Source organism: Herbaspirillum lusitanum (genome assembly GCF_026127345.1).
Lineage (GTDB): Bacteria > Pseudomonadota > Gammaproteobacteria > Burkholderiales > Burkholderiaceae_D > Herbaspirillum > Herbaspirillum lusitanum.
On record NZ_QXFG01000008.1, the window covers coordinates 935125 to 960745 of the forward strand.

The window sequence follows — 25621 nt, forward strand, 5'->3', positions numbered from 1 at the left end:
GAATTCGCCCAACACAGCGCCTCCCACAACAGAACCATCCATCCTATGACCGAAGCAGTACTCCCTCCCGACAGTTCAGAAGCGATTGCACGCGATATCACCATTGCCATCGCCGAACAGCGTCTTCCGCCCGGAGCAAAACTTCGCGAAGAAGCGCTGGCGCGCGTCTACCAGGTCAGCCGCACCAAGATCCGCGCGGCCCTGGTCATGCTGGCGAAAGACAAGCTGATCGACCTGATTCCGGACAAGGGCGCCTTCGTCAGCAAGCCGACAGTGGAAGAAACGCGCAATATATTCTTCGTGCGTCGCACGCTGGAAGCGGCCATGGTGAGGGAATTCGTCGCGCGTGCGACGGCCGCGGACTATGCCGTGCTGGAAGCCCATCTGCGTGAAGAACGCCGCGCCATTGAGGAAAACAATCCGCAGGTCAGGTCGACCCTGTTGAGCGACTTCCATATCCTGCTGGCGAACATCGTCGGCAACGAAGTCCTGACCGACATCCTGGTCAAGCTCGCCGGCCGCAGTTCGCTGATCACCATGCTGTACCAGTCAACCCGCGACGCCATCTGCTCCACCGAAGAACATTGCGACTTCATCGCCGCCGCCAAGGCCGGCAAGGTCGAGGAAGCCGTCGAGCTGATGCTGCATCACCTGCACCATGTGGAACAGGCGCTGGAATTCGACACGCCGTCCGACCCCAAGCGCGATCTTGCCAAGGAACTGTTGCTGTAGCTGCTGCAGTTTTCCCCTGACTTGCGCGAACATGCGCAAGCTCGCCGCATTCACTCCCGCCTTATACGAAAAACGATTTAGCACCGCCCGAAAAGCCGCGTCATAACGGCCTTTCCGGCGTTGTGACGCCACTGCATTTCTACGCATATCGAATCTCGAATTACTTCGTTCCCAGGTCTTGGCAACGCGACTTAGACTCGCAGCACCTCATCGATCAAGACCTGTTATGACAACTCCATTTCCCGGCGTCGCACCATCCCCGGTCGCGGCGGTCGGCAACATCGAGATCCGCGATCTGTCGGTGCGCTTTGCCCAAGGCGGCCAAAGCGTGCAGGCGGTGCAAGGCGTCACGCTGGACGTGCGCAGCGGCGAATTCGTCAGCGTCATCGGCCCGTCCGGCTGCGGCAAGTCGACCTTGCTGAACCTGGTCGCGGGCTTCGTCGCTTCGACAGAAGGCAGCGTCAGCCTGGACGGCAAGGCCATCACCGGTCCCGGCGCCGATCGCGGCGTGGTGTTCCAGCAGTATTCGCTGTTCCCGTGGAAAAACGTGCTGGCCAATGTCGAATTCGGCCTCAAGTTGCAAGGCATCGACAAATACGCGCGTCAGCAGCGCTCGCGGCAGTTGCTGCAACAGGCGGGGCTGGCCGGGTTCGAAAAATTCTATCCGGCGCAATTGTCGGGCGGCATGAAACAGCGCGTCGGCATCATCCGTGCCCTCGCCGCCAATCCGCGCATCCTGCTGATGGACGAGCCGTTCGGCGCGCTCGATACACAGACCCGCACAATCATGCAGCAGCTGCTGACCGATCTATGGCAGACGCTGGGCATCTCGGTGCTGTTCATCACGCACGATATCGACGAAGCAATCTTCCTGTCGGACCGCATCTATGTCATGACGGCGCGCCCCGGCATGGTCAAGGCGGTGGTGCCGGTGGCGTTGAAACGTCCGCGCCTGGCCGACGTCGTCCTGAGCAAGGAATTCCTTGATATCCGCGCACGCCTGCACGGACTGATTGCCGACGAGAGCCTGCAGTCGTTCCGGAGCGAATCCATTGCTCCGGCGCCGCAACGCATTGCCGCCTGAGCTTCCTGCATTCATTCATTAATCCAACAACAAAGGGTATCTGCATGCAACACCACATTGGTCGTTTTGTATTGACGGGAGCCGCCATCCTGCTGGCGATTTCCTCCGGCTTCACCCACGCTGCGGACAAGATCCGCCTGGCGCAAAACCTGGCTCCGATCTCCGGCCTGGCCATCATCGCCAAGCAAAAGAACCTGTTTGAAAAATACGGCCTCGACGTCGCGGTAAACAATTTCACCAGCGGCCGCCAGGCGCTTGAAACCGTACTCGGCGGCGGCGCCGACATCGCGACCACGGCGGAAGCGCCGATCACCGCGGCAGCGCTGGCGCGCCAGAAGATCGCCTTGCTGGCGCGCATGGAGTATTCCGACGACAAGACCCTGGTCAACAAGTCTGCGGGCATCAACTCAACGGCCGATCTCAAGGGCAAGCGCATCGGCTACACCGTCGGCACCGGCGGCGAAATCTATACGCTGACGCTGCTCAGGAAAGCCGGCCTGACCAGGAACGACGTCACGCTGGTCAACCTGCGTCCGCAAGACATGGTGGCGGCGCTGTCGACCAACAGCATCGACGCCTACAACACCTGGGAGCCGCACATCAGCAACGGCAAGAAGGCACTCGGCGACAAGGTCAGGGAACTCGACACCAAAGGCGTCTACGCCGAGACCTTCAACCTGGTCGTGACCGAGGAATATTTGAGCAAGAACGAGAAGACCGTGACCGCCTTCCTGCGCGCGATACTGGATGCAGAACGTTTCCTGAAGGCCAACCGCGATGAAAGCATCACCATCATTGCCGCCGCAACCGGCATGAAGAAGGAAGAACTGGCCGAGATCTGGAACGATTACATCTTCGAACTGGTGCTCGACGAACGCGTCTTGTCGACGCTGAAGAACCACGCCGAATGGCGCCTGGAATCCGGCAATGCGCCGACCGGCGCCACCCTGCCCGACTTCCACAAGTTCATCTTCGCCGCGCCGCTGAAACAGGTTGCGCCGGAGCGCGTCAAGATCCCGGGCCTCTGATCAGCCATGCGTATCCCCGCTGAACAATGGGCCAGGCTGCTGTCGATACCGGTCTTCCTGGCAATCTGGCAGTTGGTGGCCGGACTTGAACTGGTAAACCCGCTGCTGTTCCCTCCGCCGACGGTGGTCGTCAAGGCCTTCTTCGACTATATGCTGCATGGCGACGGCGTCGCCGACGCCGGCTGGAGCATCGCCCGCGTGGTGATCGGCTACAGCGTCGGCGCGGCGGTCGGCGTCGTCATCGGTGTGCTGACCGGCGGCAGCGCCATCCTGTCGGGATTGCTGACGCCGATATTCCAACTGTTGCGGCCGATTCCGCCGATCGCCTTCGTGCCCATCGTGATCGTCTGGTTCGGCCTGACCGAGCTGGGAAAATGGTTCCTGGTGTTCTGGGGCGTATTCTTCACGGTCTGGCTGGCCACCCATATGGGGGTGCAGCGCGTGACCGAAACGCTGGTTCGTGCAGCGCAAAGCCTGGGTGCGACGCGCTGGCAATTGTTGTGGACCGTACAGTTGCCGGACGCCTTGCCGGTGATTTTCGTCGGCCTGCGCACCTCGCTCAGCATCGCGTTCTACACGCTCGTCGCGGCCGAACTCGCAGGCGCCTATGCCGGCATCGCCTATCGCCTCGAAGTCACGCAGCAGAATATGCAGATCGGTCACATGATGGCCGGCCTGCTGGTGCTCGGCTTCATCTCCACGGTATCAGACCGGCTGTTCCAGTCGGCCTCGCGACGCCTTTTGCATTGGTCCACCTGAGGCCGTCTCCCATGAATAAACCACTCGACTTGTCCGCGCCTGAACTGCAGACGCTCAGCTTCGATTTCCCCACACTCTCTGCCGCTTATCGCGACGGCCTCTCGCCGCTCGCCTTGGTGGAAGAAGTCCATCGCCGCATCCGGGAACATCGTGATCGGCACATCTGGACCTACCTGATTCCGCAGGAGCAACTCATCGAACAAACGCGCAAGCTTGAACAGGCGGCCGCGCACGGTGCATCGCTGCCCTTGTTCGGCCTGCCCTTCGGCGTCAAGGACAACATCGATGTCGCAGGACTGCCAACCGGCGCAGCCTGCGCCAGTTTCACCTACACCGCCACGCGTACGGCTCACGTCGTGGAACGCCTGCAAGCGGCGGGCGCGATCCTGATCGGCAAGCAAAACATGGATCAGTTCGCCACCGGACTGGTCGGTATCCGCTCGCCGCAAGGCTATTGCCGCAATCCATTCAATCCGGACTACGTGCCCGGCGGCTCAAGCTCCGGTTCCGCGGTCGCGGTCAGCACGGGACAGGTCAGTTTCTCGATCGGTTCGGACACCGGCGGCTCGGGACGCGTGCCGGCGGCGCTGAACAATATCGTTGGCCTGAAACCGACGCCGGGGCGCGTCAGCAGCTACGGTTTCCTCTACTGCAACCGCAGCTTCGACGTACCTCCGGTGTTCGCGCTGACCAGCGAAGACGCCTACGCCGTGCTGGATCAAATCGAAGGCTATGACGCACGCGACATCTACTCCGTGAACGTTCCCCGCGAAGAACCGCCGGCGCGCCTGCCCAAACATTTCCGTTTCGGCCTGCCGGCTGAAAAATACCTGAACTTCTTTGGCGACCAGCTCGCCGAGGCGCAGTTCGAAACATCCGTACGTCGATTGATCGACCTCGGCGGCGAGGCGATGGAAATCGACTTCGAACCGTTCGCCGAAGCCGGCAAGCTGGTCTTCAACAGCGCCTTCATCGCCGAACGCTGGCTGACCTACGGCGCCGCCGCAGAACCTGCCGATCCCCACGTCCATCCGGCCGTAAGGCTGGCGATCCTGGCGGCGAAACGCTACAGCGCCGCCGACGGCTTCGACGCCGTCTATGCGCTCGAATCGCACAAGCGCAAGGCCGCACAGGAGCTCGACAAAGTCGACATCCTGGCGTTGCCGACGGCAGGAACCGTCTATCGGATCAAGGACGTCGAAGCCGATCCCGTCGCGCTCAACGCCAACCTCGGTTATTACACCTACTTCGCCAATCCATTGCGGCTGGCGGCGATCAGCGTGCCCGCCGGTTTGCGCAGCGACGGCTTGCCGTTCGGCCTGTGCCTGCTCGCCAGGTCCTTCGAAGATAAACGCCTGCTGCCGTATGCGCAGGCCTTCCACGATGCCGTCGGCGGCAAGCTGGGCGCCACCGGCCATGCCTATCACGGCGCTGCGCCAGGCATCTCGGGAGTACCCGCATGAGCAAGCCTGCGTTGAGCTGGAAAGAATGGGGACGGCTGGATGCCGTCGCTCTGGCAGAACTGGTGCGCACGCGTCAGGTCAGCGCGGCCGAGACCGTCGCACAGGCCGTCGAAGCTGCACGGCTGCTCGAGCCGCAACTGGGCGCGGTGCTGGAGACCTTTGACGACATCACATCAGCGCCCTCGGCCGACGGCGCCAATCCCGACGGGGCGCTGTGGGGTGTGCCACTGTTCATCAAGGATCTCGGCTCGACCATCGGCGGCCGTCTGGCCGAAAACGGCTCGGCCCTGAACAAGGACAAGCGCAGCGCGCGTACCGATCCGCTGATCGCCAACCTGCATCGTGCCGGCCTGATTTCGGTCGGCCGTTCGACCACGGCCGAACTGGGCATGACCTACGACACCACGACCACCTATCGCGGCCTCAAGGTCACGCGCAATCCATGGAATCCCGACTACACGCCGGGCGGCTCCTCGGGCGGCAGCGCCGCGCTGGTTGCGGCCGGCGTGACGCCGCTGGCGCATAGCACCGACGGTGCCGGCTCGACCCGCATCCCGGCCAGCCTGACCGGCCTGATCGGCCTCAAGGTGTCGCGCGGCCGCCTGCCCTTGCCGTGGAGCTTCAACGAATACGGCAACGCCACCATCGGGGAAGGAACGTTCTCGCGCACCGTGCGCGATACGGCGGCTTTCCTCGACGCTGCGGCATCCGATTACCCGGCCGGCAACAGCTTCGTCTCAGGCATATCGCCGACACATACTTTTGCCTCGGCCTTGCAACGCGCACCCGGCAAGCTGCGCATCGCGCTGTCGACCGGAGCATGGGGCCGCGCTACGGCGTGCCACGCCGATATCGCCGCGCGCACGCGTGAGGTTGCCGCTGCACTGCAAGAGCTCGGCCATGAAGTCGAAGAAATCGACGACAGCATCATCACCGACTGGGACCGTTTCTGGCCCTCGTTCAGCACCTTCTGGCTGGGCATGCGTCCGGCCATGTGGGGCCTGCCGCATGAAGACGGCATCCCGCCCGAGCTGCTGGAACAGTTGGCGCCGATGACGCGCAAGTTCTGGCTCAACGCCCAACGCTACGACAAGCGCGACGTCCTGCGGCATCAGGCCGGCAACAATGCGCATGCCTTGCGTCTCGGTGAATTCTTCGGCAAGTACGACGCGCTGCTGGCGCCCGCCTTCGCGATTCCCGCACCCAAGGCCAACGGCCCGTTTTCGCTGGCCAATGACCGCGACTTCGACGCTTACATCAATGAACTGCTGGATGCCGGACGCTACGCCATCCCCGCCAGCGAGGCTGGTCTTCCCGCCATCAGCCTGCCGGCCGGCAAGGATGCCAACGGTATTCCGGTGGGCGTGCAGCTCTACGCCAAATGGTTCGAGGAAGCGCGCCTGTTGCAACTTGCGACACAACTGGAAGCAGCGCGCCCGCACTGGTTCAACACGACGCCGCCGGTGCATGTCTGCACGCTGGACTGAGGCGACGACGGCGTGAAAATCATTTTCGTCATAAGCATGTACGAAGAGATTCGTTCTCAAGACAAGCGGGTCTCTCTACCATCTGGTCATTGGTCATAACCTGTCATGACAGGTTGATTTGAAACAAACAGCAACACCCAGGACATGCAATGCCCGATTTCCAGATCGTCGAACCCTCTCCCGTCCCCCTGTACGTACAGGTCAAGGACATGCTGCGCGAACGCATCTTCGACGGCACCTACGGCCCGCATGCGCAGTTGCCGCCTGAGAGTGAAATGGGCGCCATCTTCGGCGTCAGTCGCATCACGGTGCGCCAGGCGCTAAGCGACCTGCAGCGCGAAGGCGTGATCTTCAAGATCCCCGGCAAAGGTACTTTCGTCGCCAAGAAAAAGGCCGCGCAGGAGCTGACCCGGCTGGAAGGTTTTGCCGAGGCGATGACGCGCAAGGGTTACGAAATCCATAACCGCGTGGTCGGTCATCGCACCCTGCCCGCCACTGCTGAAGTGGCGCAACAACTGGGCGTCGAAGTCGGCACGACGGTGGCCGAGATCCGCCGCGTGCGCCACCTCAACCGCGAGCCGGTGTCGCTGGAAATCACCTACCTGCCGGAAGAACTCGGCCAGCGCCTGCGCAATGAAGACCTGTCCGGCCGCGACATCTTCCTGATCTTCGAAAACGATTTCGGCATCGCACTCGGCCACGCCGACCTGCAAATCGGCGCCGTCATCGCCGACCACGCACTGGCCGAAGCCCTGCAGGTCAGCGAAGGCACCGCACTGCTGCGCATCGAGCGCCTGACTTATACCGCCGACGGCAAGCCGCTGGATTTCGAATATCTGTACTTCCGCGGCGAGACCTTTCAATACCACTTGCGCATCGCGCGCCGTCCGACGGCAGCAGAATAAGCGCCGGACAAATACAGGACACAGGAGAACCTCATGGAAACCCATATCCAAACCGTCGACGTACTGGTTATCGGCGGCGGCACCGCCGGTCCGATGGCTGCCGCCAAAGCCAAGGAAGCCAACCCGGCATTGCGCGTGCTGCTGCTGGAAAAGGCCAACGTCAAGCGCAGCGGCGCCATCTCGATGGGCATGGACGGGCTCAACAACGCCATCGTGCCCGGCTTCGCCACGCCCGAGCAATACGTCAAGGAAATCACCACCGCCAACGATGGCATCGTCAACCAGAAGACCGTGATGGCCTACGCTCAGGGCAGCTTCCCGATGATCGAGGAGCTGGATCGCTGGGGCGTCAAGTTCGAGAAAGACGAGACAGGCGACTACGCCATGCGCAAGGTGCACCACATGGGCACCTACGTCCTGCCGATGCCGGAAGGCCATGACATCAAGAAGGTGCTGTACCGCCGTCTCAAGCGCGCCCGCGTGGAAATCACCAACCGCCTGGTGGCGACGCGCCTGCTCACGGCCGAGGATGGCAGCATCGCCGGCGCCATGGCCTTCGATTGCCGCACCGGCGACTTCCATGTAATCCGCGCCAAGACCGTGGTGCTGTCCACGGGCGCGGCCGGTCGCCTCGGCCTGCCGGCGTCCGGTTATTTGTTCGGCACCTATGAAAATCCGACCAACGCCGGCGACGGCTACAGCATGGCGTATCACGCCGGCGCCGAGCTGTCGGGCATCGAATGCTTCCAGATCAATCCGCTGATCAAGGATTACAACGGCCCAGCCTGCGCCTACGTCACCGGCCCGTTCGGCGGCTTCACGACAAACAGCCACGGCGAACGCTTCATCGAATGCGATTACTGGAGCGGCCAGATGATGCAGGAGTTCTACAACGAACTGCAAGGCGGCAACGGTCCGGTGTTCCTCAAGCTGAACCATCTTGCCGAAGAAACCATCCGCACCATCGAGACCATCCTGCACACCAACGAGCGTCCCAGCCGCGGCCGCTTTCATGAAGGGCGCGGCACCGACTACCGCGAGCAAATGGTGGAAATGCACATCTCCGAAATCGGTTTGTGCAGCGGCCACTCGGCTTCCGGCGTGTGGGTCAACGAACATGCCGAGACCACGGTGCCTGGCTTGTATGCCGCCGGCGATCTTGCCTGCGTGCCGCACAACTACATGCTGGGCGCCTTCGTCTACGGCAAGCTGGCCGGTGAAAGCGCGGCGCGCTATTGCGCCGGGCAGCCGCTCGCCGAAGTCAGCCAGCAGCAGGTCGACGCCGAACGCGCGCGCGTCTGGGCGCCGCTGCAACGCACCGACGGCCTGCCGCCCAACCAGGTGGAATACAAGCTGCGCCGCATGGTCAACGACTACCTGCAACCGCCCAAGGTCACGCGCAAGATGGAGATCGGCCTGTCACGCTTCGAGTCCATCCGCGAAGACCTCGACCGCCTGCAGGCGCGCAATCCGCACGAGCTGATGCGCGCGCTGGAAGTCCACGCCATCCGCGACTGCGCCGAAATGGCCGCACGCGCTTCGCTGTACCGCACCGAGAGCCGCTGGGGCCTGTACCACAACCGGGTCGACTATCCGGAACGCAACGACGCCGAATGGCTGGTGCACGTGCAACTGCAGAAGCAGCAGGACCAGATGATCTGCTTCAAGCGCCTCATCGAGCCGTACATCGTCGCGCTCGACGACAAGGAAAAAGACGCCTACCAGCATCTGCGCATCAAGAAGGACGCAGCTGCTACAGCCGAGCCTGCAGCAGCCTGATACCTGAAACGAGTGAGGACCCATCAATGCCAACCGCCTTCAACATCACCAACGTCCCCGTCACCATCGACGAAGACAAATGCATCGCCGAAAAAGGCTGCACCGTCTGCGTCGACGTCTGCCCGCTCGATGTGCTCGCCATCGACCTCACCAAAGGCAAGGCCTTCATGAAGTTCGACGAGTGCTGGTATTGCATGCCCTGTGAGAAGGACTGCCCGACCGGGGCAGTCCATGTAGACATACCGTATCTGTTGCGCTGACGCATTGGCCACCTTGCGACAGTCGTCCATGCAGATCTTTCATCAGGGGATATAACAATGCAATTGCGTTACAACATCTACAAGAGCCTGTTCGGCATTTCATTCGCCTTGGCGGCCGCTTCCATGACTGGCGCGGTCCAGGCGGAAACCATCCGCATCGCCATCGGCACGCAGGACACGACCATCAACTGCGCCACCGGCGGCCTGCTGATCCGCGAGTTGAAACTGCTGGAGAAATACCTGCCGCACGACGGCAGATACAAGGATGCGCAATACGACATCCAGTGGAAAAACTTCACCTCGGGCGCACCGCTGACCAATGAAATGGTGGCCGGCAAGCTCGACCTTGGGTCGATGGCGGACTTCCCCGGCTCCTTCAACGGCGCGGCGTTCCAGAAGGCCGGCAAGCGCAGCCTGTTCATCACCGTGCTGTCCGGCAGCACGACCGGCAGCGGCAACGGCATCGTGGTGCCGAAGGCGTCGACCGTGCAATCGCTGGCCGAACTGAAGGGCAAGACGATCTCGGTGCCATTCGCCTCCACCGCGCACGGCATGCTGCTGCGCGCCGTCAAGGACCAGGGCTGGGATCCGGAAAAGGACGTGAACATCATCACTCAGGCGCCTGAAGTGGCCGGCTCCGCACTGCAGAGCAACAAGATCGATGCGCACGCCGACTTCGTGCCGTTCGCCGAACTGTTCCCGCATCGCGGCTACGCACGCAAGATCTTCGACGGTTCGCAAGCCAACACGCCGACGCTGCACGGCAGCCTGGTCGATTCCGACTATGCAAAGAAATATCCCGAGATCGTGATCGCCTACCTGCGCGCCGCCATCGAAGCGGATCGCCTGTTCACCGCCGAGCCTGAGAAGTACAGCGAGCTGATCGAAAAAGTCACCGGCATCGAAGCCGAGGTCAATTACCTGTTCCACGGCCCGCTCGGCCTGCAGACGCGCGACTTTACCTGGAAGCCGGAATACCGCCAGGCCGTCAAGACCTCGATCGACACGCTGAAAGCCATGAAGCGCACCGAGACCGATCTCGACGCCAACACCTTCATCGTCGACGAGTACCTGCGCACGGCGTTCAAGCAATCCGGCCTCGACTACGAAGCGCATCTGAAAAATTATGCGAAATCGCCGCTGACCGCCAAGGACAGCCTGACCGGCAAAGCCATCACCGATCCGAAACGCGTCGGCCAGATCTGGGTCCAGGGCGAACCGCTGGTGCGTCATTACGCCACGCTGGAAACCGCTCTGTCGGAAGCGCGCAAGCTGGAAAAGTCGGGCAAGAAGATCCGCACCGTCTATGCGCACGATCGTGACAGCGGCCTGAAGCTGTTGGCTGCCGATGCGTGGTTCGTACAAGGCAAGAACGACGTCAGCGCCTTCCTGCTGAAGAGCTCCGCCGAAGCGTGGGCGAAGAAGAACAACGGCAAGGTGCTGGACTTCAGCGCCGCCAAAGCCGGTTCGGTTTAATCCCCCCTGCGACGGAGTCAGATCATGGCCTTGAGTACTTCCTATAGTCCGGCAGCGGATGGCGTGCGGCAGGACAATGCGGTATCGCCAACGCTGTCCGTGCTGCCTTCGCTGGACGCCGCTCTGCAAAAGTGGCTGCACAACTGGCTGCACTACGGGTTGCGCCTGGCCTCCGTCGCGGTCTGCCTGTTGCTGTGGCAATGGGCCTCCACCGTACATCTCAACCTGGGACTGATCACGTTCCAGAACGTGCCTTCGCCGAAAGAAGTGTTGCAGGCCGCCTGGGCGCTGGCGCAATCGCCCAGGCTGCTGTCGCATCTGAGCGCCAGCCTGTACCGGGTGTTCGCCGGCTTCGTCGTCGCCGCACTGGCGGGGATCGTGCTGGGCATGCTGATCGGCCGGCTGCGCTGGCTGGCCGACGTGCTGCTGCCGCCGCTCGAACTGCTGCGACCGATCCCGGCGGTGGCGTGGATACCGCTGGCTATCCTGATGTTTCCCTCGTCGGAAATCTCGATGATCTACATCACCTTCATCGGTGCGCTGTTTCCCATCCTGCTCAACACCATCCACGGCGTCGAAGGCGTCGATGCGCGCCTGATCGCTTCGGCGCGCAGCCTCGGCAGCGGCCGACGCGCCATCTTCACCGAAGTCATCCTGCCGGCGGCGGCGCCCAGCATCGTCACCGGCCTGTCGATCGGCATGGGCACGGCGTGGTTCTGCCTGGTCACGGCGGAAATGATCGCGGGCCAGTTCGGCATCGGCTACTACACCTGGGCCTCGTATACGATCCAGAACTACGCGGACATCATCGTCGGCATGCTCTTCATCGGCGTCATGGGCATGGGTAGCAGCGCCCTGATCAAGAAACTGGGCGGCCTGCTGATGCCCTGGTATCTGTTGCAAAGGTAGACACATGACGACAACGGAAAAATTCGGCAAGGTCGACATCGACCGCCTGCATATCGAACTGGGCGAAGGCAAGCACCGCTTTGAAGCATTGCAGGATGTGTCCATCGCCATCGCTCCCGGCGAATTCGTCTGCGTGCTGGGCCCGTCCGGCTGCGGCAAGTCGACGCTGCTGGGTGCGCTGGCAGGCCATCTGCGCGCCAGCGCCGGCAGCGTGCGCGTGGACGGCGCGGCTGTCGACGGTCCGCATCCGGATCGCGGGCTGGTGTTCCAGCATCACACTCTTTTCCCATGGAAGCGCGTGCTCGACAACGTCGCCTTCGGCCTGAAGATGAAAGGCGTGGCGCGCGGTGAGCGTCATCAGCGCGCACGCGACCTGCTGAAACTGGTCGGACTGGAAGACTTCGAACACAGCTATCCGGCGCACTTGTCCGGCGGCATGCAGCAGCGCGTGGAAATTGCCCGCGTGCTGATCAACCATCCGCGCGTGATGCTGATGGACGAACCGTTCGGCGCGCTCGACGCGCAGACGCGGCTCAAGATGCAAGAGCTGTTGCTGGAAGTCTGGGGGCGCATCGAAACCACTATTTTGTTCATCACCCACGACATCGACGAAGCGCTGTTTCTGGCCGACCGCATCCTGGTCATGAGCCCGCGGCCGGGGCGCATCATCGAGGAAATCAAACTGGACTTCGCCCGTCCGCGCGGACCGGAGTTGGTGACCTCGCGCGAATTCACTGAACTAAAACGGCACTGCCTCGCCCTGCTCCATCCCGAAACCCGGGTGGTTCCGCTGGAACGGCTGAGCCCGCTGGGCGCGCCCGACCTGACCCATATTCAATTCGCCATTTAAGGAAACGCAGTGAGCGCAGTCATCAACATCAACACCTCTTTCAACCCCGACGACGGCATCGGGCAATTCCGCGCGCGTCTGCGCGACCCCGACAGTGCGGTGCGCCGCATCGCCATCCTGGACCTGATCGACGTCGCCGGCGATGAACATGCGCCGTTGCTGGCCGAGGCGCTCGGCGATCCTTCTCCCGAGGTGCGGCTGGAAGCGGCGCGCGCGCTGGAGGCCTTTGAAAGCGACGACAGCGTCGCCGGCCTGATCGTGCTGCTGACCGACGAAGACACCGAAGTGCGCGAAGCCGCCGCCCACGCGCTGAGCGAATTGAAAGACCCGGCCTCGGCGGAATTGCTGTTGCCGCATGCGCAGGATGAGCGTCCTTTCGTGCGCGTCGCGATCCTGCGCGCCTTGCGCGAGCTGCGCGTACCCGACAGTCTGGAGCCGGCGCTGACGGCGTTGGATCACGCCGATGCATCGGTGCGACGCGAAGCCATTTCGGTGCTCGGTTATCTGAAGCAAGTCCGCGCGCTGGCGCCCATCATGCAACTGGCTGCCAACGACAGCGATCCGGAAGTGCGGCGCGCGGCAACCGGCGCGCTCGGCTTCTGCACCGATGAAAGCGTCTTGCCGGCCTTGCTGTCGGCCTTGCGCGACGCCGCCTGGCAGGTGCGCGAAGAAGCCGCGACCACGCTCGGCAAACTGCGCCTGGCGGCGGCCACGGCAGAATTGATTACGGCGTTGGAGGATGCCTACTGGCAAGTGCGATTGCGCGCCACACGCAGTCTCGGAAGGCTGCGCAGCAAGGAGGCGATCGCCCCGTTGCTGGCGACCTTGCGTCACGAGATCAGCAACCTGCGCAAGGAAGCGGCGCTGGCGCTCGGCGAGATCCGCGACGCGTCGGCCTTGCCGGCCTTGCTGGAAGCGGAGCAGGATGGCGACCCCGAAGTGCGCAAGGCGGTCCGGCTGGCGCTGGAACAGATCCGCCTTGCGGTCTGAAGTCCACAGGGAAACTCCATGGCTCATCCGCTCAGCCTCCGCAACCACAAGCCTTCGGCCACGCTGCATGTCGCCTGGGATGACGGTGCACAACAGGCGTTGGCGCATGCCTTGTTGCGCGGGCAATGCCAGTGTGCGGATTGCAAAACCATTCGCCGCAATTCAGGCGAGGCGTTGCCGGTGCAGGATGATATCCAACTGGCCGATATCCGTCCGGTGGGCGAATATGGCGTCCAGCTGGTGTTCAGCGACGGGCACGACCGCGGGATTTATCCCTGGGTGTTCCTGCGGTCGCTATCCTCATAAACTTAGTACGGCGTCACGGAGCACCACACGCAATCGGTCCCGAGCTGCGCCAGCATGCGCAGCAGCGCCGTGTCCAGTTCCGCCATGTGGGTGGCGAACGAGAACATCAACAGGGTCGCCAGTATGAACGCCGATGCGCGCTGATGATGGAGCGTGGCGGCGCTGCCTGTGCGGCCATAAGTGCGCAAGAAGTGCTGTACGGATTTGTTGTCCATGGCAATACTCCCTCAAAAAACAACGTGAACGCAAGCTTGACGGGCCACTTGCTAGGCGACCACCATCTTCACCACGACCAGCAGCACCGCGATGAAAATGCCGACGCCGACCGCACCGGCGCCGATGACATAAAACGGATTGAACGAGGTCACGTCCTTCTCGTAATCGGCGAGGCGGCGCAGTCCTACGAAGGACCAGAACACCGCCGCCAGCGTGGCGAAGAACGAACGTTTCCGTAACTCTTTGGATTGCATGGATGTCATGTGAATTCCCTCTTTCAAACAGATAGTGCGTCAACGACTGCACTCTTGCGGCTGCCCATCAATTTGAACAGCAACACGCCCGACACGGCGGCGATTGCAGCCGCCGCCAGCATCAATAAAGCAAATGCGTGGGCGAAGCCGGTCTGCGCGATATGCAGCGCCTCCAGGCTGTTGCCCAGCGCCGGCAAGGCCGCTGCACTGTCGCCGGCGACGATGCGCCCGACCACGTCGGTGAAGCCGCCCGGTTGTGGCAAGTTGGCGCCGGTCAATCCTTCCCTGAGGTAACTGCCGGTGCGTACCGTCAGCACGCAGCCGAGGCAGGCAATCGCCAGCACGATGGCGGAAAACCGCGTGGTGGTGCTGATGCCCGAGGCCATGCCGGTACGTTCGCGCGGCACGCAGTTCATGATGGCTTTTTGCGTGTTGCCGTTGAGCAGTCCGGCGCCGCTGCCGGTGACCAGCATCCCGGCCAGCACCATCCAGTACGTTCCGGCATACGCGGCAATCGCCACCAGCACATTGCCGGCGCACACCAGCGCCATGCCCAGCCCCATCACGCCATGCAACGGCATGTAGCGCGTCAGCGCGGCGCCGACGCGCGGGAAAATCATCATCGCCAGTGCGAACGGCAGCATCGCCAGACCGGCCACGATGGCCGAATAAGAGAAAGCGTTTTGCAGGTACAAGGGCAGGAAAGTCATCATCACCTGCGCCGAGCTGGCGTAGCCGAACATGGCCAGCACCGCGCCGACGAACGGCGCGTGGCGGAACAGGCGCAGGTCGATCATCGGCCGCTTCTGCATCAGTTCCACCGGCACGAACAAGGCCAGCATCGCTACCCCGCCGCCGGCGCGCAGCAAGGTCGCGGCGCTGCTCCAGCCGGCCGCGTTGGCGTTGATCAGCGCCCAGATCACGCAGCCGAGGCCGCCGCTCAGCAGCAAGCTGCCCCAGGGATCGAGCCGCGCGGCATTGGCGCCGGTGTTGCTCGATTCCGCCACTTCGCGACACACCAGCATGCCAAGGCACAGGCACACCGGCAAGTTAAGCAGGAATATCCAGCGCCAGCCGAGCAATTGCGTGATCACGCCGCCGAGCAGGGGCGCTAGCGTCATCGACACGCCCATGCAAGCGCCCCACACGGCCCATGCGTGGGTGCGGTCTTTTTCCGTATGAAAAACATGGCCGATCACCGCCAGCGCCGAGGTCAGCAGCATCGCCGCGCCGACGCCCTTGACCGCGCGCGCGATCTGCAATACGCCGGCCGACCAGGCCAGCCCGCAGCCGAGCGAGGCCAGGGCGAACAAGCCGAGGCCGAGCAGCATCATGCGCTTGCGGCCGAAGCGATCAGCCAGGCTGCCGGCCGGCAACAGCAAGGACGCGAACGCCAGCATGTAGGCGCTGACGATCCATTCGATGTCGCTGAAATCGGCATGCAGCGAGCGCGCCACCGACGGCAGCGAGACGGCGACGATGTTGGTGTCGAGCACGATCAGCGCGCACACGCTGGAACAGATCAGCAGGACGTTGCGCTCCTTGCGGCGGCGTGCATCATCTGCCGCGTCGGGACGGGAGTCGTCGCGAACGGCAGAGAACGGGCTATTCATGTGCGGAAGATGAAATGCGGAGAAGCAATGGAAAGCGATGCAAAAGCATGGAGCAACTCCTGGATTGGCTGAATTAGCTGAATTGGCTATATGCCAGCCATTCTAAGGCCGCCGATAATTATCTTTATTACAGTTAAAATGCTATTTAATTTCGTTCAGGTTAATTATTGAATTACTGCATTTTTGGAGTATGCCCGTGGAGCTTCGTCACTTCCGCTGTTTCACCGCCGTTGCCGAGACGCTGCACTTTGCCCGCGCCGCCGAGCAGCTCGGCATTTCGCCGCCGGCCCTGACCAAGCAGATACAGGAAATCGAGCGGCTGCTGGATGTCCGCCTGTTCCAGCGCACCAAGCGCTCGGTCAGCCTGACGTCGGCCGGCGAGGTGTTCCTCGAAGAGGCGTTGCGCACGCTACAGCAGGCTGCCCGGGCGGAAGATGCTGCCCGGCGCGCGGGACGCGGCGAGATCGGCCGTATTGAAATCGGCTATATCGCTTCGGCGGCATATTCCGGCCTGCTGCAAACCGAAGTGGCGCGCTTTCGCGCCGACTATCCGCTGGTGCAGCTGAATCTGGTCGAAGCGCCGATGGATACCTTGCCGGTCCAGGTCAGTAACGGCGGCCTCGATCTTGCCTTCATCCGCCCGCCCGTGCCGTGCCCGGCCGACGTCAATTTCATGACCTTGCTGTATGACGATTTCATCGCGGCACTGCCGGAAGATTCACCGCTGGCGGCGCATGAAACCGTGCCCGCGTCCGCGCTCGCATCGGCGTGCTTCATCTTGCCCGAGCAGGCATCAGGCACCATGGAAGTGGCTCGCCGCGGCCGTTTCGTGCCGCGCACCTTGCCCAACCCGGGAGGTCTGGTGGCGGTGGTGACGCTGGTGTCGCTGGGCCAGGGCGTGGCGATCGTCCCCGCTTCGGTAATGCAGCGCGTGAACATGCCAGGTGTAACGTATCGGCAGATTGAGGGAAAGATCATTCCGGGCGCCATCGCGCTGGCGTCGCGCAAGCACGAGAAGTCGCCGGTGGTGCGCGCCTTCCTGAAGCAGCTGAAAGCGCGTCAGGCCGACAGGTAGCGCGTAGCGGTCGAAGGCAGGCGTCCCGACAGCCCGCTGTGGACGCTGCTGTCGTGGAAACGATAAGCGCCCTTGCCGTCTTTTTTGGCAGCGTACATGGCGGCGTCAGCCTTGGACAACAACTCATCGACGGTGTGGCCGTCGTCGGGATACAGCGCGATGCCGATGCTCAGGCTGGTGCCGACTTCGTGGCCGCCGAGGTTGAGATACGGCGCACCGACGGCCTTGATCAGTTTGTCGGCGATGTCGGCGATCTGACTTTGATACTTGATATCGGAGAGCAGAACCACGAATTCGTCGCCGCCCAGGCGTGCCACCAGATCGTACTCGCGCAAATTGGTGCACAGGCGCTGCGCCACCGCTTTCAGCAGCAAATCGCCCACCGCGTGGCCGAGCGTGTCGTTGATCGGTTTGAAACCGTCCAGGTCGATGAAAAACAGCGCGTACAGATTGGGACTGCGCTTGGCGCGCGACAGCTCGGCGCCGGCCAGTTCGCTGAACAGCATGCGGTTGGGAATCCCGGTCAGGTAATCATGCGAAGCCAGTTGATAGGCGCGCGTCTTTTCCTTTTCGAGCTGCTCGATGAGGCAGATTTTTTCGCGCTCGGAACGCGCCAGGCGCTCATACAGTTTTTTGCGATGGTAGGAAATCCCGATCAGGATCAGCGTCAGCGTCACTACCGCGATGGAGATGACGATCGCATAACGCACATATTCGTAATGCGATTGGGTCAGGTCGGAGACCACGGAATCGGGATTGATGGTCACGCTCACGCTGAGCGGATAGGCGACCAGTTTTTGCAGGCTGCTGACGCTGGAGGAGGATACGGATGCGACGCTGTTGTCGCCGATCAGCAGGCGGCGATCATTGAGCGCCACCAGCGGCGTGCCGGCGCCGCCATTGATCGCAATCAGGTAGCCGTCTCCGATCTGCTGGTAGTCGTGCAGGAAGCGGCCCAGATCGAGTATCGCGACCAGATAGCCGCGCGCGCCGGTCTTCGGGGCTTGCAGGGCGATCAGCATCGGCATGCGCCAGTTGTGACTGTCGGTCTTGCCGAACAGGACCGTTCCAGCTTTCGGCGCATCCGCGCCGGTGGCTGCCTGCGGGTAGGCGCGCTCCAGCAACTGGGCGAATTCGCTTTCTTCGGGAAGGCCGGCGGAAGAGTATCGCAGGCGCATCCGGTCGTCGAACACGGCGGCGCGCACATAGGCGCTGTCGCCGTTGAACAGCAGGCCGAGGTAATCAGCTGCCGCGGCGTCACCGTCGAGGACTTTGCTGCCGACCATGGCGTACTGCCCGGCACGGCTGAGACGGTCATTGAGATTGGCCGCCATGATGGCGGCCATGTTGCGGCTTTCGGAGGAGGCGCTTTCCATGGCCAGCTTTTTTTCGCTGGCGACGTGCGTCATGGTGATGCCCCAGATCACCACAAGCACCAAAGAGGACAGCAGCACGAAACAAGCGGACAGGCCCCAGCCGTCCTGAATCAGGATCCTGGGCCATTTTGCCTTGAATGAAAATCCGCGCCGCAATTTACCTCCGGAGATGCCTGGTGTTGGAAAATACCGGATGCGTCCTTGTCGCCATCGCTGCAGGAAACAAATGCAAGCTGCATGCCTGCCGAGCCATTGTAGACACAAACTCTGCTGCGGTCTGTCACCTGAACGGACTAAACACACCATAAAAACAACGAGCAGCCTGTGAGAGTGCCGTGCGGCAAGAATGTTCCTGCGGCCGTGGACTTCGGACGTTCCGTGGAGATGGGGCGGACAGGGAAGCTTTCTGCCGGGAGGCTCCGCCGGGCGTCTGTAATGGCGGCCCGGCAAGACTTGCAGGTCACATCGCAACATTGCGCGATGTCGCGATATGCTGGTCTCTGGCATGTTGTCACATAATCCTGCGCCCCTTGTCGCCACTTTGTGCGACACACAAGCTAAGCAAAGCCGTCTAGGATGATCCGGCCTTTCGCTCCGATGCCTGAAACCCCTATATGCGCGAGTTGTTTGCAGGTGGGCGCACCTAGGTCCGCGCCACTGCGCGAACCGTGCCGACGCAGAGAGTGGATCAGACGCTGTAAGTCGCCGTGCGTATCGGCTGTTGCTGACCGATCGGCATGATGGTTTGCAGAGCGTCGAATTCCGCCAGGATCAGCTCGGCCTGGTAGCAATGCGTATTGGCGGATTTGAGGGCGTTGCGGAAGGCTTTGAAGGTGGCCGGCTTGGGTACGCCGCCCCTCCCTTTGTTTACCCGCACGGCGTCGGCAATGATGTCGGACAGCAAAGCATCGGCGCAGCTTTGCGCTTCCTTGAGCTGCACCAAACAATCGAGCAAAGCGAGAGTCTTATCCATGGCTGCACCTCAAAAAGAAGTTGTCGAAGGGAAATTTTAACCAGGTGCGAACGATTTGCACAAGCACTTCCTGCGCTAAATCTGCAATATCACGGGTAGCTTGGAAGCCGCGCCAGTTCTGGCATTGCAGCATGATTTCTGCACAGCCGGCGCATTGCCGGGACATTCCTTTGGCCTGCGACCAAACCAGTATAGACAGCGCTGTGCAAGAATCCATTGTCGATCTTTCATCACTTCACAAATGATTGTGGATGTCCCTGCAAGCTGCCTTTTTTAGCCTGGCGTCTTTTTTGTAACCACCGCCGAAGGCTGTATAAAACACCAGTAAAATAACTTCTTTTTTGCCGCCGCACCAAGGCTCAGCATGAACGTCATGAACGTCGACTATCTGGAAAAACTCAACCCCGAACAACGCCAGGCGGTGGAATTCGGCATCGTCCCCGGACTGCCGGGACAACAGGCCACACTTCCAGCCCCTGCCCGCCCCTTGCTGGTGATCGCCGGCGCCGGTTCGGGCAAGACCAATACGCTGGCGCACCGGGTTGCTCACCTGATCGTCAATGGCGCCGATCCGCGCCGGATTTTGCTGATGACGTTTTCTCGCCGCGCTGCCGCGGAAATGACCCGCCGCGTCCAGCGCATCTGTGGCGAAGCGCTCGGCGCCAACGGCCGCATCATGGCCGATGCCTTGTCCTGGGCCGGCACCTTCCACGGCATCGGCGCACAGATCCTGCGCGAGTATGCCGATCAGATCGGGCTCGATCCCAATTTCTCCATCCACGACCGCGAAGATTCCGCCGATCTGATGAATCTGGTGCGGCATGAACTGGGCTTGTCTAAGACTGAAAAACGCTTCCCGCTCAAGAGCACCTGCCTGGCCATCTATTCACGCGTGGTCAATTCGGAAGCGCCGCTGGACAGCATCCTGCACAAGGTATTCCCGTGGTGCGCGGAATGGGAGGCGCAACTGCGCACCCTGTTCGGCGCCTACGTCGAAGCCAAGCAGGCGCACAACGTGCTCGACTATGACGACCTGCTGCTGTACTGGGCGCAAACCATCGGCGAGCGCGTGCTGGCCGACGACATCGGCGCGCGCTTCGATCACGTGCTGGTGGATGAATACCAGGACACCAATCGCCTGCAATCATCGATCCTCCTCGCGCTGAAACCGGACGGCCTCGGCCTCACCGTGGTCGGCGACGACGCCCAGGCGATCTACTCGTTCCGTGCCGCAACGGTGCGCAACATTCTCGACTTCCCCCGCGCCTTCGACCCGCCCGCCGACATCGTCACGCTGGACCGTAATTACCGCTCGACGCAGACTATCCTGGCCGCCGCCAACAGCGTCATCGACAAGGCGCTGGAACGCTTCACCAAGAATCTCTGGACCGAGCGCGTCTCGGATCACAAGCCTCAGCTGGTATCGGTGCGCGACGAAGCCGACCAGGCGCGCTACATCGTCGAACGCATACTTGAAAACCGCGAAGCCGGCAGCACGCTGAAGGATCAGGCTGTATTGTTCCGTGCCTCCGACCATAGCGGCCCGTTGGAGATTGAACTGGTGCGCCGGAACATTCCCTTCGTCAAATTCGGCGGCCTCAAATTCCTCGACAGCGCCCACGTCAAGGACATGCTGGCGATGCTGCGCTTCGTGCAGAATCCGCGCGACCGCGTGGCCGGCTTCCGCCTGATGCAGTTGTTGCCCGGCGTCGGTCCGGGTTCGGCGCAAAAAGTGCTGGAAGCCATGGCGACACATGCCGATCCGATTGCTGCGCTGTCCGAATTGCCGGCGCCGCCGCGCAGCGGCGATGACTGGCGCGGTTTCGTCGAGGTGCTGCAATTCATGGCGCAAGGCCGGACCGGCTGGCCCGGGGAGATCGCGCATGCGCGCAGCTGGTACGCGCCGCATCTCGAACGCCAGCACGAAGACGCCGCCACGCGCCAGGCCGACCTGTTGCAACTGGAACAGATCGCCTCCGGCTACCCGTCGCGCGAGCGTTTCCTGACCGAACTCACGCTGGATCCGCCGGACGCCACCAGCGACCAGTCGGGCGTGCCGCTGCTGGACGAGGATTACCTGATCCTGTCGACCATCCATTCCTCCAAGGGCCAGGAGTGGAAATCGGTGTATGTGCTCAATGTCGTCGACGGTTGCATTCCGGCCGATCTGGCGACCGGCAGCACCGCCGAAATCGAAGAAGAACGCCGCTTGCTCTACGTCGCCATGACCCGCGCCAAGGACGACCTGCATCTGATGGTGCCGCAGAAATTCTTCACCGGCGGCCAGCACGCGCAAGGCGACCGCCACGTCTATGCGTCGCGCTCGCGCTTCATTCCGCCCGGCGTGCTGCCGCACTTCGCCAGCAGCGCCTGGCCGGTGGTCGCGGTCGGACCGAACGGCCGACCCGATGCGAGACAGATGCGCGTCGACGTCGCAGCGCGCATGCGCGGAATGTGGAAATGAGCGACGTGCATTCGGCCGCCTGTCGTTGCACACGCGCCTCCCCGGATTTGTCGCCGACGTCGTCCGTCGATATACTCGTTCGTGAAGCGAAGCGCCGGGCCTGGCGCTTGGGTTTCTTCAGCACTTACCAGGAGCACGGCATGCAGGACACGCGAGACACGCAAATCGGAAGAGCCGCTCAAGCCGATCTTGACGGCATTCTTGCATTGCAGGAGGAGAATCAGATGGATCGCGGCGGCATGCTTTCCGCATCCCTTCCGCGCCTCAGGATTGTGGAAATGATGAATGAGATGCCGCTCATCGTGGCGCGCCGGAAACACCGCGTCGTCGGCTTTCTGATGGCGACAAACCGTGAACGGAACGCCGATCTGCCTATCGTCCAGTCAATGTTCTCGGCATATGCAGGAACGCCGGGCGCGTATGTGTACGGTCCGGTCTGCGTCAGTTCCGACGCGCGCGGCCAGGGACTGGCGCAGGGCATGTTCAATGAATTGCGTCGACTGGAACCCGGACGCGAAGGCATCTTGTTCATCCGGCGCGACAACGAGCCATCGCTACGCACCCACGCGCGAATGGGCATGCGCGAGGTGGCGTCGTTCCAGTTCAACAACGCCGATTTTGCGGTATTTTCCTATATCGGATGAAGTTGCATTCCGGTCGCCGGCGTCGTCATCGATGCAGCGCAAGTTGTCGCCATCCCTGCCCGTCAGTCTGACGCCGGGCGACCGCAGCAAGGCGCTCACCTCGCTCCCGCGCTCAGCCGATCATCTTCGTGTAAGCGGCGGCATCGAGAAACTGCGACACGTCGAAAGCCTCGGCTGGCCGCAGCTTGAAAATCCACTGTTCATAAGGCGCGCCGTTGATCGCTTCGGGCGTGTTCGCCAATTCCGTATTCACGGCAATCACCTCGCCCGCCACCGGCGCATGCACGTCGGAAGCGGTCTTGTTGGATTCGACCACGCCGGCGTCTGCGCCGCGCCGGAGCACGCTGCCGACCGTCGGCGTCTGCACGTACACCAATGGTCCCAGTTGATCCTGGCCGAAGTCGGTGATGCCGACGGTCAGTGTGCCGTCGTCCTCCTGGCGGATCCACTCGTGCGTTTCGGCGTAAATCAGGGTGTCTGGTATCAGCATGCGGCTCTCCTCGTCGGCTGGATTATTGAATTATTGCGCCGCCGGAAACACCGGCTCGCCCAAGTTCAGCATGAGGCGGTTGGCCCACGCAAAGATCGCGACCGAGTGGATCAGGTCGAGGATTTCCTGCCCGGTCAGACCGACGTCCTCGAGCGCCTTGATGCTGGCCGCATTCACACCGCCCGGATTGTTGGTCAGGTCGATGGAAAATTGCGAAATGGCTTTTTCGCGCGCATCGGTGCCGGCGCTGTACGGATCGTCGAACACCTGCTGCACCGTGTCGTTGCGCTTGGCCAGTTGCTCGAAACGCTGGGCATGCACCGAGGCGCAATACACGCAGCCGTTGATGCGCGAGACGACCATCGAACCGAGTTCACGCTCGGCGCGCGACATGCCGCCCGGCGCATACATGATGGCGTTGAAGGCGGCCGAACGCTGGCGCAGGATTTCCGGCTGATGAGCCAGGAACAGGTAATAGTCGGAGGTCTTGGCCTTGGGATGGCTCTCTTCCAGGACCTTGATCTGGTCTTCGCTGGCTTGCTCGATGTCGATGACGTCGAGCCATGCCTGCCACTCCAGCACTTCATTGGTGAAGCCGTGCGATTTGATAACGGTGCTCATGCTTGCTCCCCTGTGCTTGCCAGTTTCATGGCCTTCAGACCGGAGACGACGCGGATCTGGTACGAAATGAAGGCGATCAGTTGCGACAGCGCGACCACGGCAGGTGTGCTGATGCCGGCCGCCGGCAGCGTGTGCAAGGCGGCCTTGTCTCCTTCCACCGGACGTTCGGTCAGCGCGCGCGTAAACGCCAGCATGGCGCGCAGGCGACCGGCGGGCAACTGCTCGGGCGCGCCGTCGGCGGCGACTGCAATCTGCGCGGCGTCAGCCGGCAAGGCGTCCAGCCGCGCGCGGTAATGCCCGGCGACTTCACTTGCGCCGGCCAGGCGACAGGCGTACAGCGCGACCAGCAGCCGCTCGTCCAGGCCGATGCCTTCCAGCGCCGGATCGAACAAGGCGTCGTAGCTGCCCTGCGAAGCAACCGCGACCTTTTCGCGCTGGTGGCGCAAGGCGTGCAGAGCGCCGCCTGCTTGCAAGCCGGACAGTTTGTCGATGACATCGTTGTCGATGTTGTATTCCACTTGCGTCGTCATGAGACTTCCTTTCGTGTTGGCTGCGCGGAGCGCGCAAGATGCGCTCCGATTGCATTCCTGAGAAACTCCTGCGCGTGCTGCCAGGAGTGTTTGTCGGCATGCGCGTTGGCGGCGGGTGCGCCGCCGCCGGTGCTGAGGCGTTTGGACACCGGATGGGCATAGCTGATCTGGGTGGTCGGCACGTACGGGAACAGGATCGCGTGACCGGCATCCCGGTAATCGTGCCATTCCACGGCGTGCGGGTGAGCGACTTCGTCCAGCTTGTCGCTCACCATTTTTGAATAGATGCTCGACGGCCACGAGCCGTCGTCGGTGGCCGACAGCAGCAACACCGGCGCGTCGATGTGTTCAACCGGGATGCGCGCCTTCGCCACCGCTTCCTTGTCCTGCAAGGCGGTCAGCATGGCGAGCACGTGCCGGTGCGGCGGCGCGCCCTCGTCGAACGGCGCCCAGCTGGCGTGACGGTTGTTTTCCCATTGATGCGTGAGCGGCTTGCCGTCGCGCAGCCAGGTCGGGCCTTCGCGACCGATGGCCGGGTCGCAAGCGTTCTGGCCGCTGTGCACCAGGGCGCTCGGTACGTAAGCCAGCACCGCCGACACTTTTTGCGGGAAGATCGCTCCCAGCAGCAGCACAAGTTCGCCGCCACGCGATTGGCCGCTGATGGCGACAAAATCGCCGAGCGGCCTGACCGTGGCGCGCAGCCAGTCGAGGCCTTTTTCAAAATACTCGAGCGGGGTGTTGGAGATGTAATCCGACAAGCCCGGCGCCTTGAAATACGCCAACGCAAACGCGGCGTAACCGCGCGATGCATACAGGGCCGCGCGCGGTTCGTTGATGCCGCCGCCGGATCCGTTGAGGATCATCACCGCCGGATGCGGTCCCGGACCGGCCGGCAGGAACAAGGTCCCTACCAGCCCCTGCTCGCGTACTTCTTGTCGCGTCACGCCATCGCCGCACAGGCGCTGGTTCAGTTCCGCTTCCGCGTTACCGGGGGCGGAGGCAGCAGTCGCCTCCAACGCAGTCGTCAGCGGTTGCTGCACGTCCGCATGGAACAGTTCGCGCTTGCCCGGCTGTTCCGGCGCCTGCGACCACAGCAGGCCCATTGCTGCGATGCCTTGATAATCACCCTCCACCGCCGGCGCCAGCGTCAGGTCGACGTGACCCGCCGCATCCGCCACGAAGCGCGCGCTGCTGCGCCAGGCGACGCCGGCGCGCCCGGTGCGGGCGGCGACCTGCACCAGTTCGCCCGGCTGCGCACCCGTGACGACGATGCGGCGCGGCACGTCGATCAGGTCATCGGGGGGACTGACGGTGATGTTCAGCGTGGACATGTCCAT

At 62.5% G+C, this 25621-nt stretch carries 26 protein-coding genes; 17 read left to right on the forward strand and 9 right to left on the reverse strand.

Annotated features, from left to right (window positions below):
* The first annotated feature begins 45 nt into the window (after positions 1-45).
* The 14 genes from DXT88_RS12530 (at position 46) to DXT88_RS12595 (ending at position 14028) form a co-directional block, all read left to right on the forward strand.
* On the forward strand, positions 46-732 hold the full coding sequence (locus DXT88_RS12530) for a GntR family transcriptional regulator (RefSeq protein WP_029363323.1): 687 nt from the start codon (positions 46-48) through the stop codon (positions 730-732).
* Positions 733-958: 226 nt separating this feature from the next.
* Positions 959-1816, forward strand: a complete 858-nt coding sequence (locus DXT88_RS12535) for an ABC transporter ATP-binding protein (RefSeq protein ID WP_265213835.1) — start codon at positions 959-961, stop codon at positions 1814-1816.
* Positions 1817-1860: 44 nt separating this feature from the next.
* Positions 1861-2844: an ABC transporter substrate-binding protein gene (locus DXT88_RS12540; RefSeq protein WP_040503316.1), complete on the forward strand. Its 984-nt coding sequence runs from the start codon at positions 1861-1863 to the stop codon at positions 2842-2844.
* Positions 2845-2850: 6 nt separating this feature from the next.
* The gene (locus DXT88_RS12545; protein ID WP_265213839.1) at positions 2851-3603 is read left to right on the forward strand and encodes an ABC transporter permease; all 753 of its coding nucleotides are present in this window, start codon (positions 2851-2853) and stop codon (positions 3601-3603) included.
* Positions 3604-3614: 11 nt separating this feature from the next.
* Positions 3615-5066: an allophanate hydrolase gene (locus DXT88_RS12550; RefSeq protein ID WP_265213841.1), complete on the forward strand. Its 1452-nt coding sequence runs from the start codon at positions 3615-3617 to the stop codon at positions 5064-5066.
* On the forward strand, positions 5063-6553 hold the full coding sequence (locus tag DXT88_RS12555; RefSeq protein WP_265213843.1) for an amidase: 1491 nt from the start codon (positions 5063-5065) through the stop codon (positions 6551-6553). The genes DXT88_RS12550 and DXT88_RS12555 overlap by 4 nt, the downstream gene beginning before the upstream one ends.
* 149 nt (positions 6554-6702) lie before the next feature.
* Positions 6703-7458, forward strand: a complete 756-nt coding sequence (locus DXT88_RS12560; protein ID WP_016833722.1) for a GntR family transcriptional regulator — start codon at positions 6703-6705, stop codon at positions 7456-7458.
* Between the two features lie 33 nt (positions 7459-7491).
* Positions 7492-9237 carry a fumarate reductase/succinate dehydrogenase flavoprotein subunit gene (locus tag DXT88_RS12565; RefSeq protein ID WP_265213845.1) on the forward strand — a complete coding sequence of 582 codons (1746 nt, stop codon included), beginning with the start codon at positions 7492-7494 and terminating at the stop codon, positions 9235-9237.
* A gap of 26 nt (positions 9238-9263) precedes the next feature.
* On the forward strand, positions 9264-9497 hold the full coding sequence (locus DXT88_RS12570; RefSeq protein ID WP_016833720.1) for a 4Fe-4S dicluster domain-containing protein: 234 nt from the start codon (positions 9264-9266) through the stop codon (positions 9495-9497).
* Positions 9498-9554: 57 nt separating this feature from the next.
* The gene (locus tag DXT88_RS12575; RefSeq protein ID WP_265213847.1) at positions 9555-10973 is read left to right on the forward strand and encodes an ABC transporter substrate-binding protein; all 1419 of its coding nucleotides are present in this window, start codon (positions 9555-9557) and stop codon (positions 10971-10973) included.
* A gap of 24 nt (positions 10974-10997) precedes the next feature.
* Entirely contained in the window at positions 10998-11882 is an 885-nt protein-coding gene (locus DXT88_RS12580) for an ABC transporter permease (RefSeq protein WP_265213848.1), read from the forward strand.
* 4 nt (positions 11883-11886) lie between these two features.
* A complete protein-coding gene (locus DXT88_RS12585) occupies positions 11887-12732 on the forward strand; it encodes an ABC transporter ATP-binding protein (RefSeq protein WP_265213849.1) in 846 nt (281 codons plus the stop codon).
* A gap of 9 nt (positions 12733-12741) precedes the next feature.
* Positions 12742-13722 (forward strand): HEAT repeat domain-containing protein, encoded by a 981-nt coding sequence (locus DXT88_RS12590; RefSeq protein ID WP_265213851.1) that lies wholly within the window; start codon positions 12742-12744, stop codon positions 13720-13722.
* A gap of 18 nt (positions 13723-13740) precedes the next feature.
* The gene (locus DXT88_RS12595; RefSeq protein ID WP_016833713.1) at positions 13741-14028 is read left to right on the forward strand and encodes a gamma-butyrobetaine hydroxylase-like domain-containing protein; all 288 of its coding nucleotides are present in this window, start codon (positions 13741-13743) and stop codon (positions 14026-14028) included.
* A 2-nt stretch (positions 14029-14030) separates the two neighbouring features.
* Here DXT88_RS12595 and DXT88_RS12600 read toward each other — a convergent pair whose 3' ends face one another.
* Genes DXT88_RS12600 through DXT88_RS12610 form a run of 3 tightly spaced genes read right to left on the reverse strand, consistent with a single transcriptional unit; the run spans position 14031 to position 16111 of the window.
* On the reverse strand, positions 14031-14243 hold the full coding sequence (locus DXT88_RS12600) for a hypothetical protein (RefSeq protein ID WP_265213853.1): 213 nt from the start codon (positions 14241-14243) through the stop codon (positions 14031-14033).
* Between the two features lie 51 nt (positions 14244-14294).
* Positions 14295-14498, reverse strand: a complete 204-nt coding sequence (locus tag DXT88_RS12605; protein ID WP_407649332.1) for a DUF2970 domain-containing protein — start codon at positions 14496-14498, stop codon at positions 14295-14297.
* 23 nt (positions 14499-14521) lie between these two features.
* A complete protein-coding gene (locus tag DXT88_RS12610) occupies positions 14522-16111 on the reverse strand; it encodes an MFS transporter (RefSeq protein WP_265213856.1) in 1590 nt (529 codons plus the stop codon).
* A gap of 190 nt (positions 16112-16301) precedes the next feature.
* Here DXT88_RS12610 and DXT88_RS12615 point away from each other — a divergent pair, with 190 nt between their 5' ends.
* Entirely contained in the window at positions 16302-17186 is an 885-nt protein-coding gene (locus tag DXT88_RS12615) for a LysR family transcriptional regulator (RefSeq protein WP_265213858.1), read from the forward strand.
* Here the strand turns inward: DXT88_RS12615 and DXT88_RS12620 are convergent.
* Both DXT88_RS12620 and DXT88_RS12625 read right to left on the reverse strand, forming a co-directional pair.
* Positions 17171-18718 (reverse strand): GGDEF domain-containing protein, encoded by a 1548-nt coding sequence (locus DXT88_RS12620; protein ID WP_016833708.1) that lies wholly within the window; start codon positions 18716-18718, stop codon positions 17171-17173. The genes DXT88_RS12615 and DXT88_RS12620 overlap by 16 nt on opposite strands.
* A 532-nt stretch (positions 18719-19250) precedes the next feature.
* Positions 19251-19535, reverse strand: a complete 285-nt coding sequence (locus DXT88_RS12625; protein WP_016833707.1) for a hypothetical protein — start codon at positions 19533-19535, stop codon at positions 19251-19253.
* 364 nt (positions 19536-19899) lie between these two features.
* Here DXT88_RS12625 and DXT88_RS12630 point away from each other — a divergent pair, with 364 nt between their 5' ends.
* The gene (locus DXT88_RS12630; RefSeq protein ID WP_265213861.1) at positions 19900-21999 is read left to right on the forward strand and encodes an ATP-dependent helicase; all 2100 of its coding nucleotides are present in this window, start codon (positions 19900-19902) and stop codon (positions 21997-21999) included.
* Entirely contained in the window at positions 21996-22643 is a 648-nt protein-coding gene (locus DXT88_RS12635) for a GNAT family N-acetyltransferase (protein ID WP_265213863.1), read from the forward strand. Before DXT88_RS12630 ends, DXT88_RS12635 begins: the two co-directional genes overlap by 4 nt.
* A gap of 112 nt (positions 22644-22755) precedes the next feature.
* Here DXT88_RS12635 and gcvH read toward each other — a convergent pair whose 3' ends face one another.
* The 4 genes from gcvH to DXT88_RS12655 are packed head-to-tail and all read right to left on the reverse strand — an operon-like array spanning position 22756 to position 25615.
* On the reverse strand, positions 22756-23133 hold the full coding sequence (gcvH, locus tag DXT88_RS12640; RefSeq protein ID WP_265213865.1) for a glycine cleavage system protein GcvH: 378 nt from the start codon (positions 23131-23133) through the stop codon (positions 22756-22758).
* A gap of 30 nt (positions 23134-23163) precedes the next feature.
* Complete coding sequence (locus tag DXT88_RS12645) at positions 23164-23754, reverse strand: peroxidase-related enzyme (protein WP_016833703.1); 591 nt, start codon at positions 23752-23754, stop codon at positions 23164-23166.
* Complete coding sequence (locus tag DXT88_RS12650; protein ID WP_265213867.1) at positions 23751-24284, reverse strand: CMD domain protein; 534 nt, start codon at positions 24282-24284, stop codon at positions 23751-23753. The genes DXT88_RS12645 and DXT88_RS12650 overlap by 4 nt, the downstream gene beginning before the upstream one ends.
* Entirely contained in the window at positions 24281-25615 is a 1335-nt protein-coding gene (locus DXT88_RS12655) for an acyl-CoA thioester hydrolase/BAAT C-terminal domain-containing protein (protein ID WP_265213869.1), read from the reverse strand. The genes DXT88_RS12650 and DXT88_RS12655 overlap by 4 nt, the downstream gene beginning before the upstream one ends.
* Positions 25616-25621: the final 6 nt, after the last annotated feature.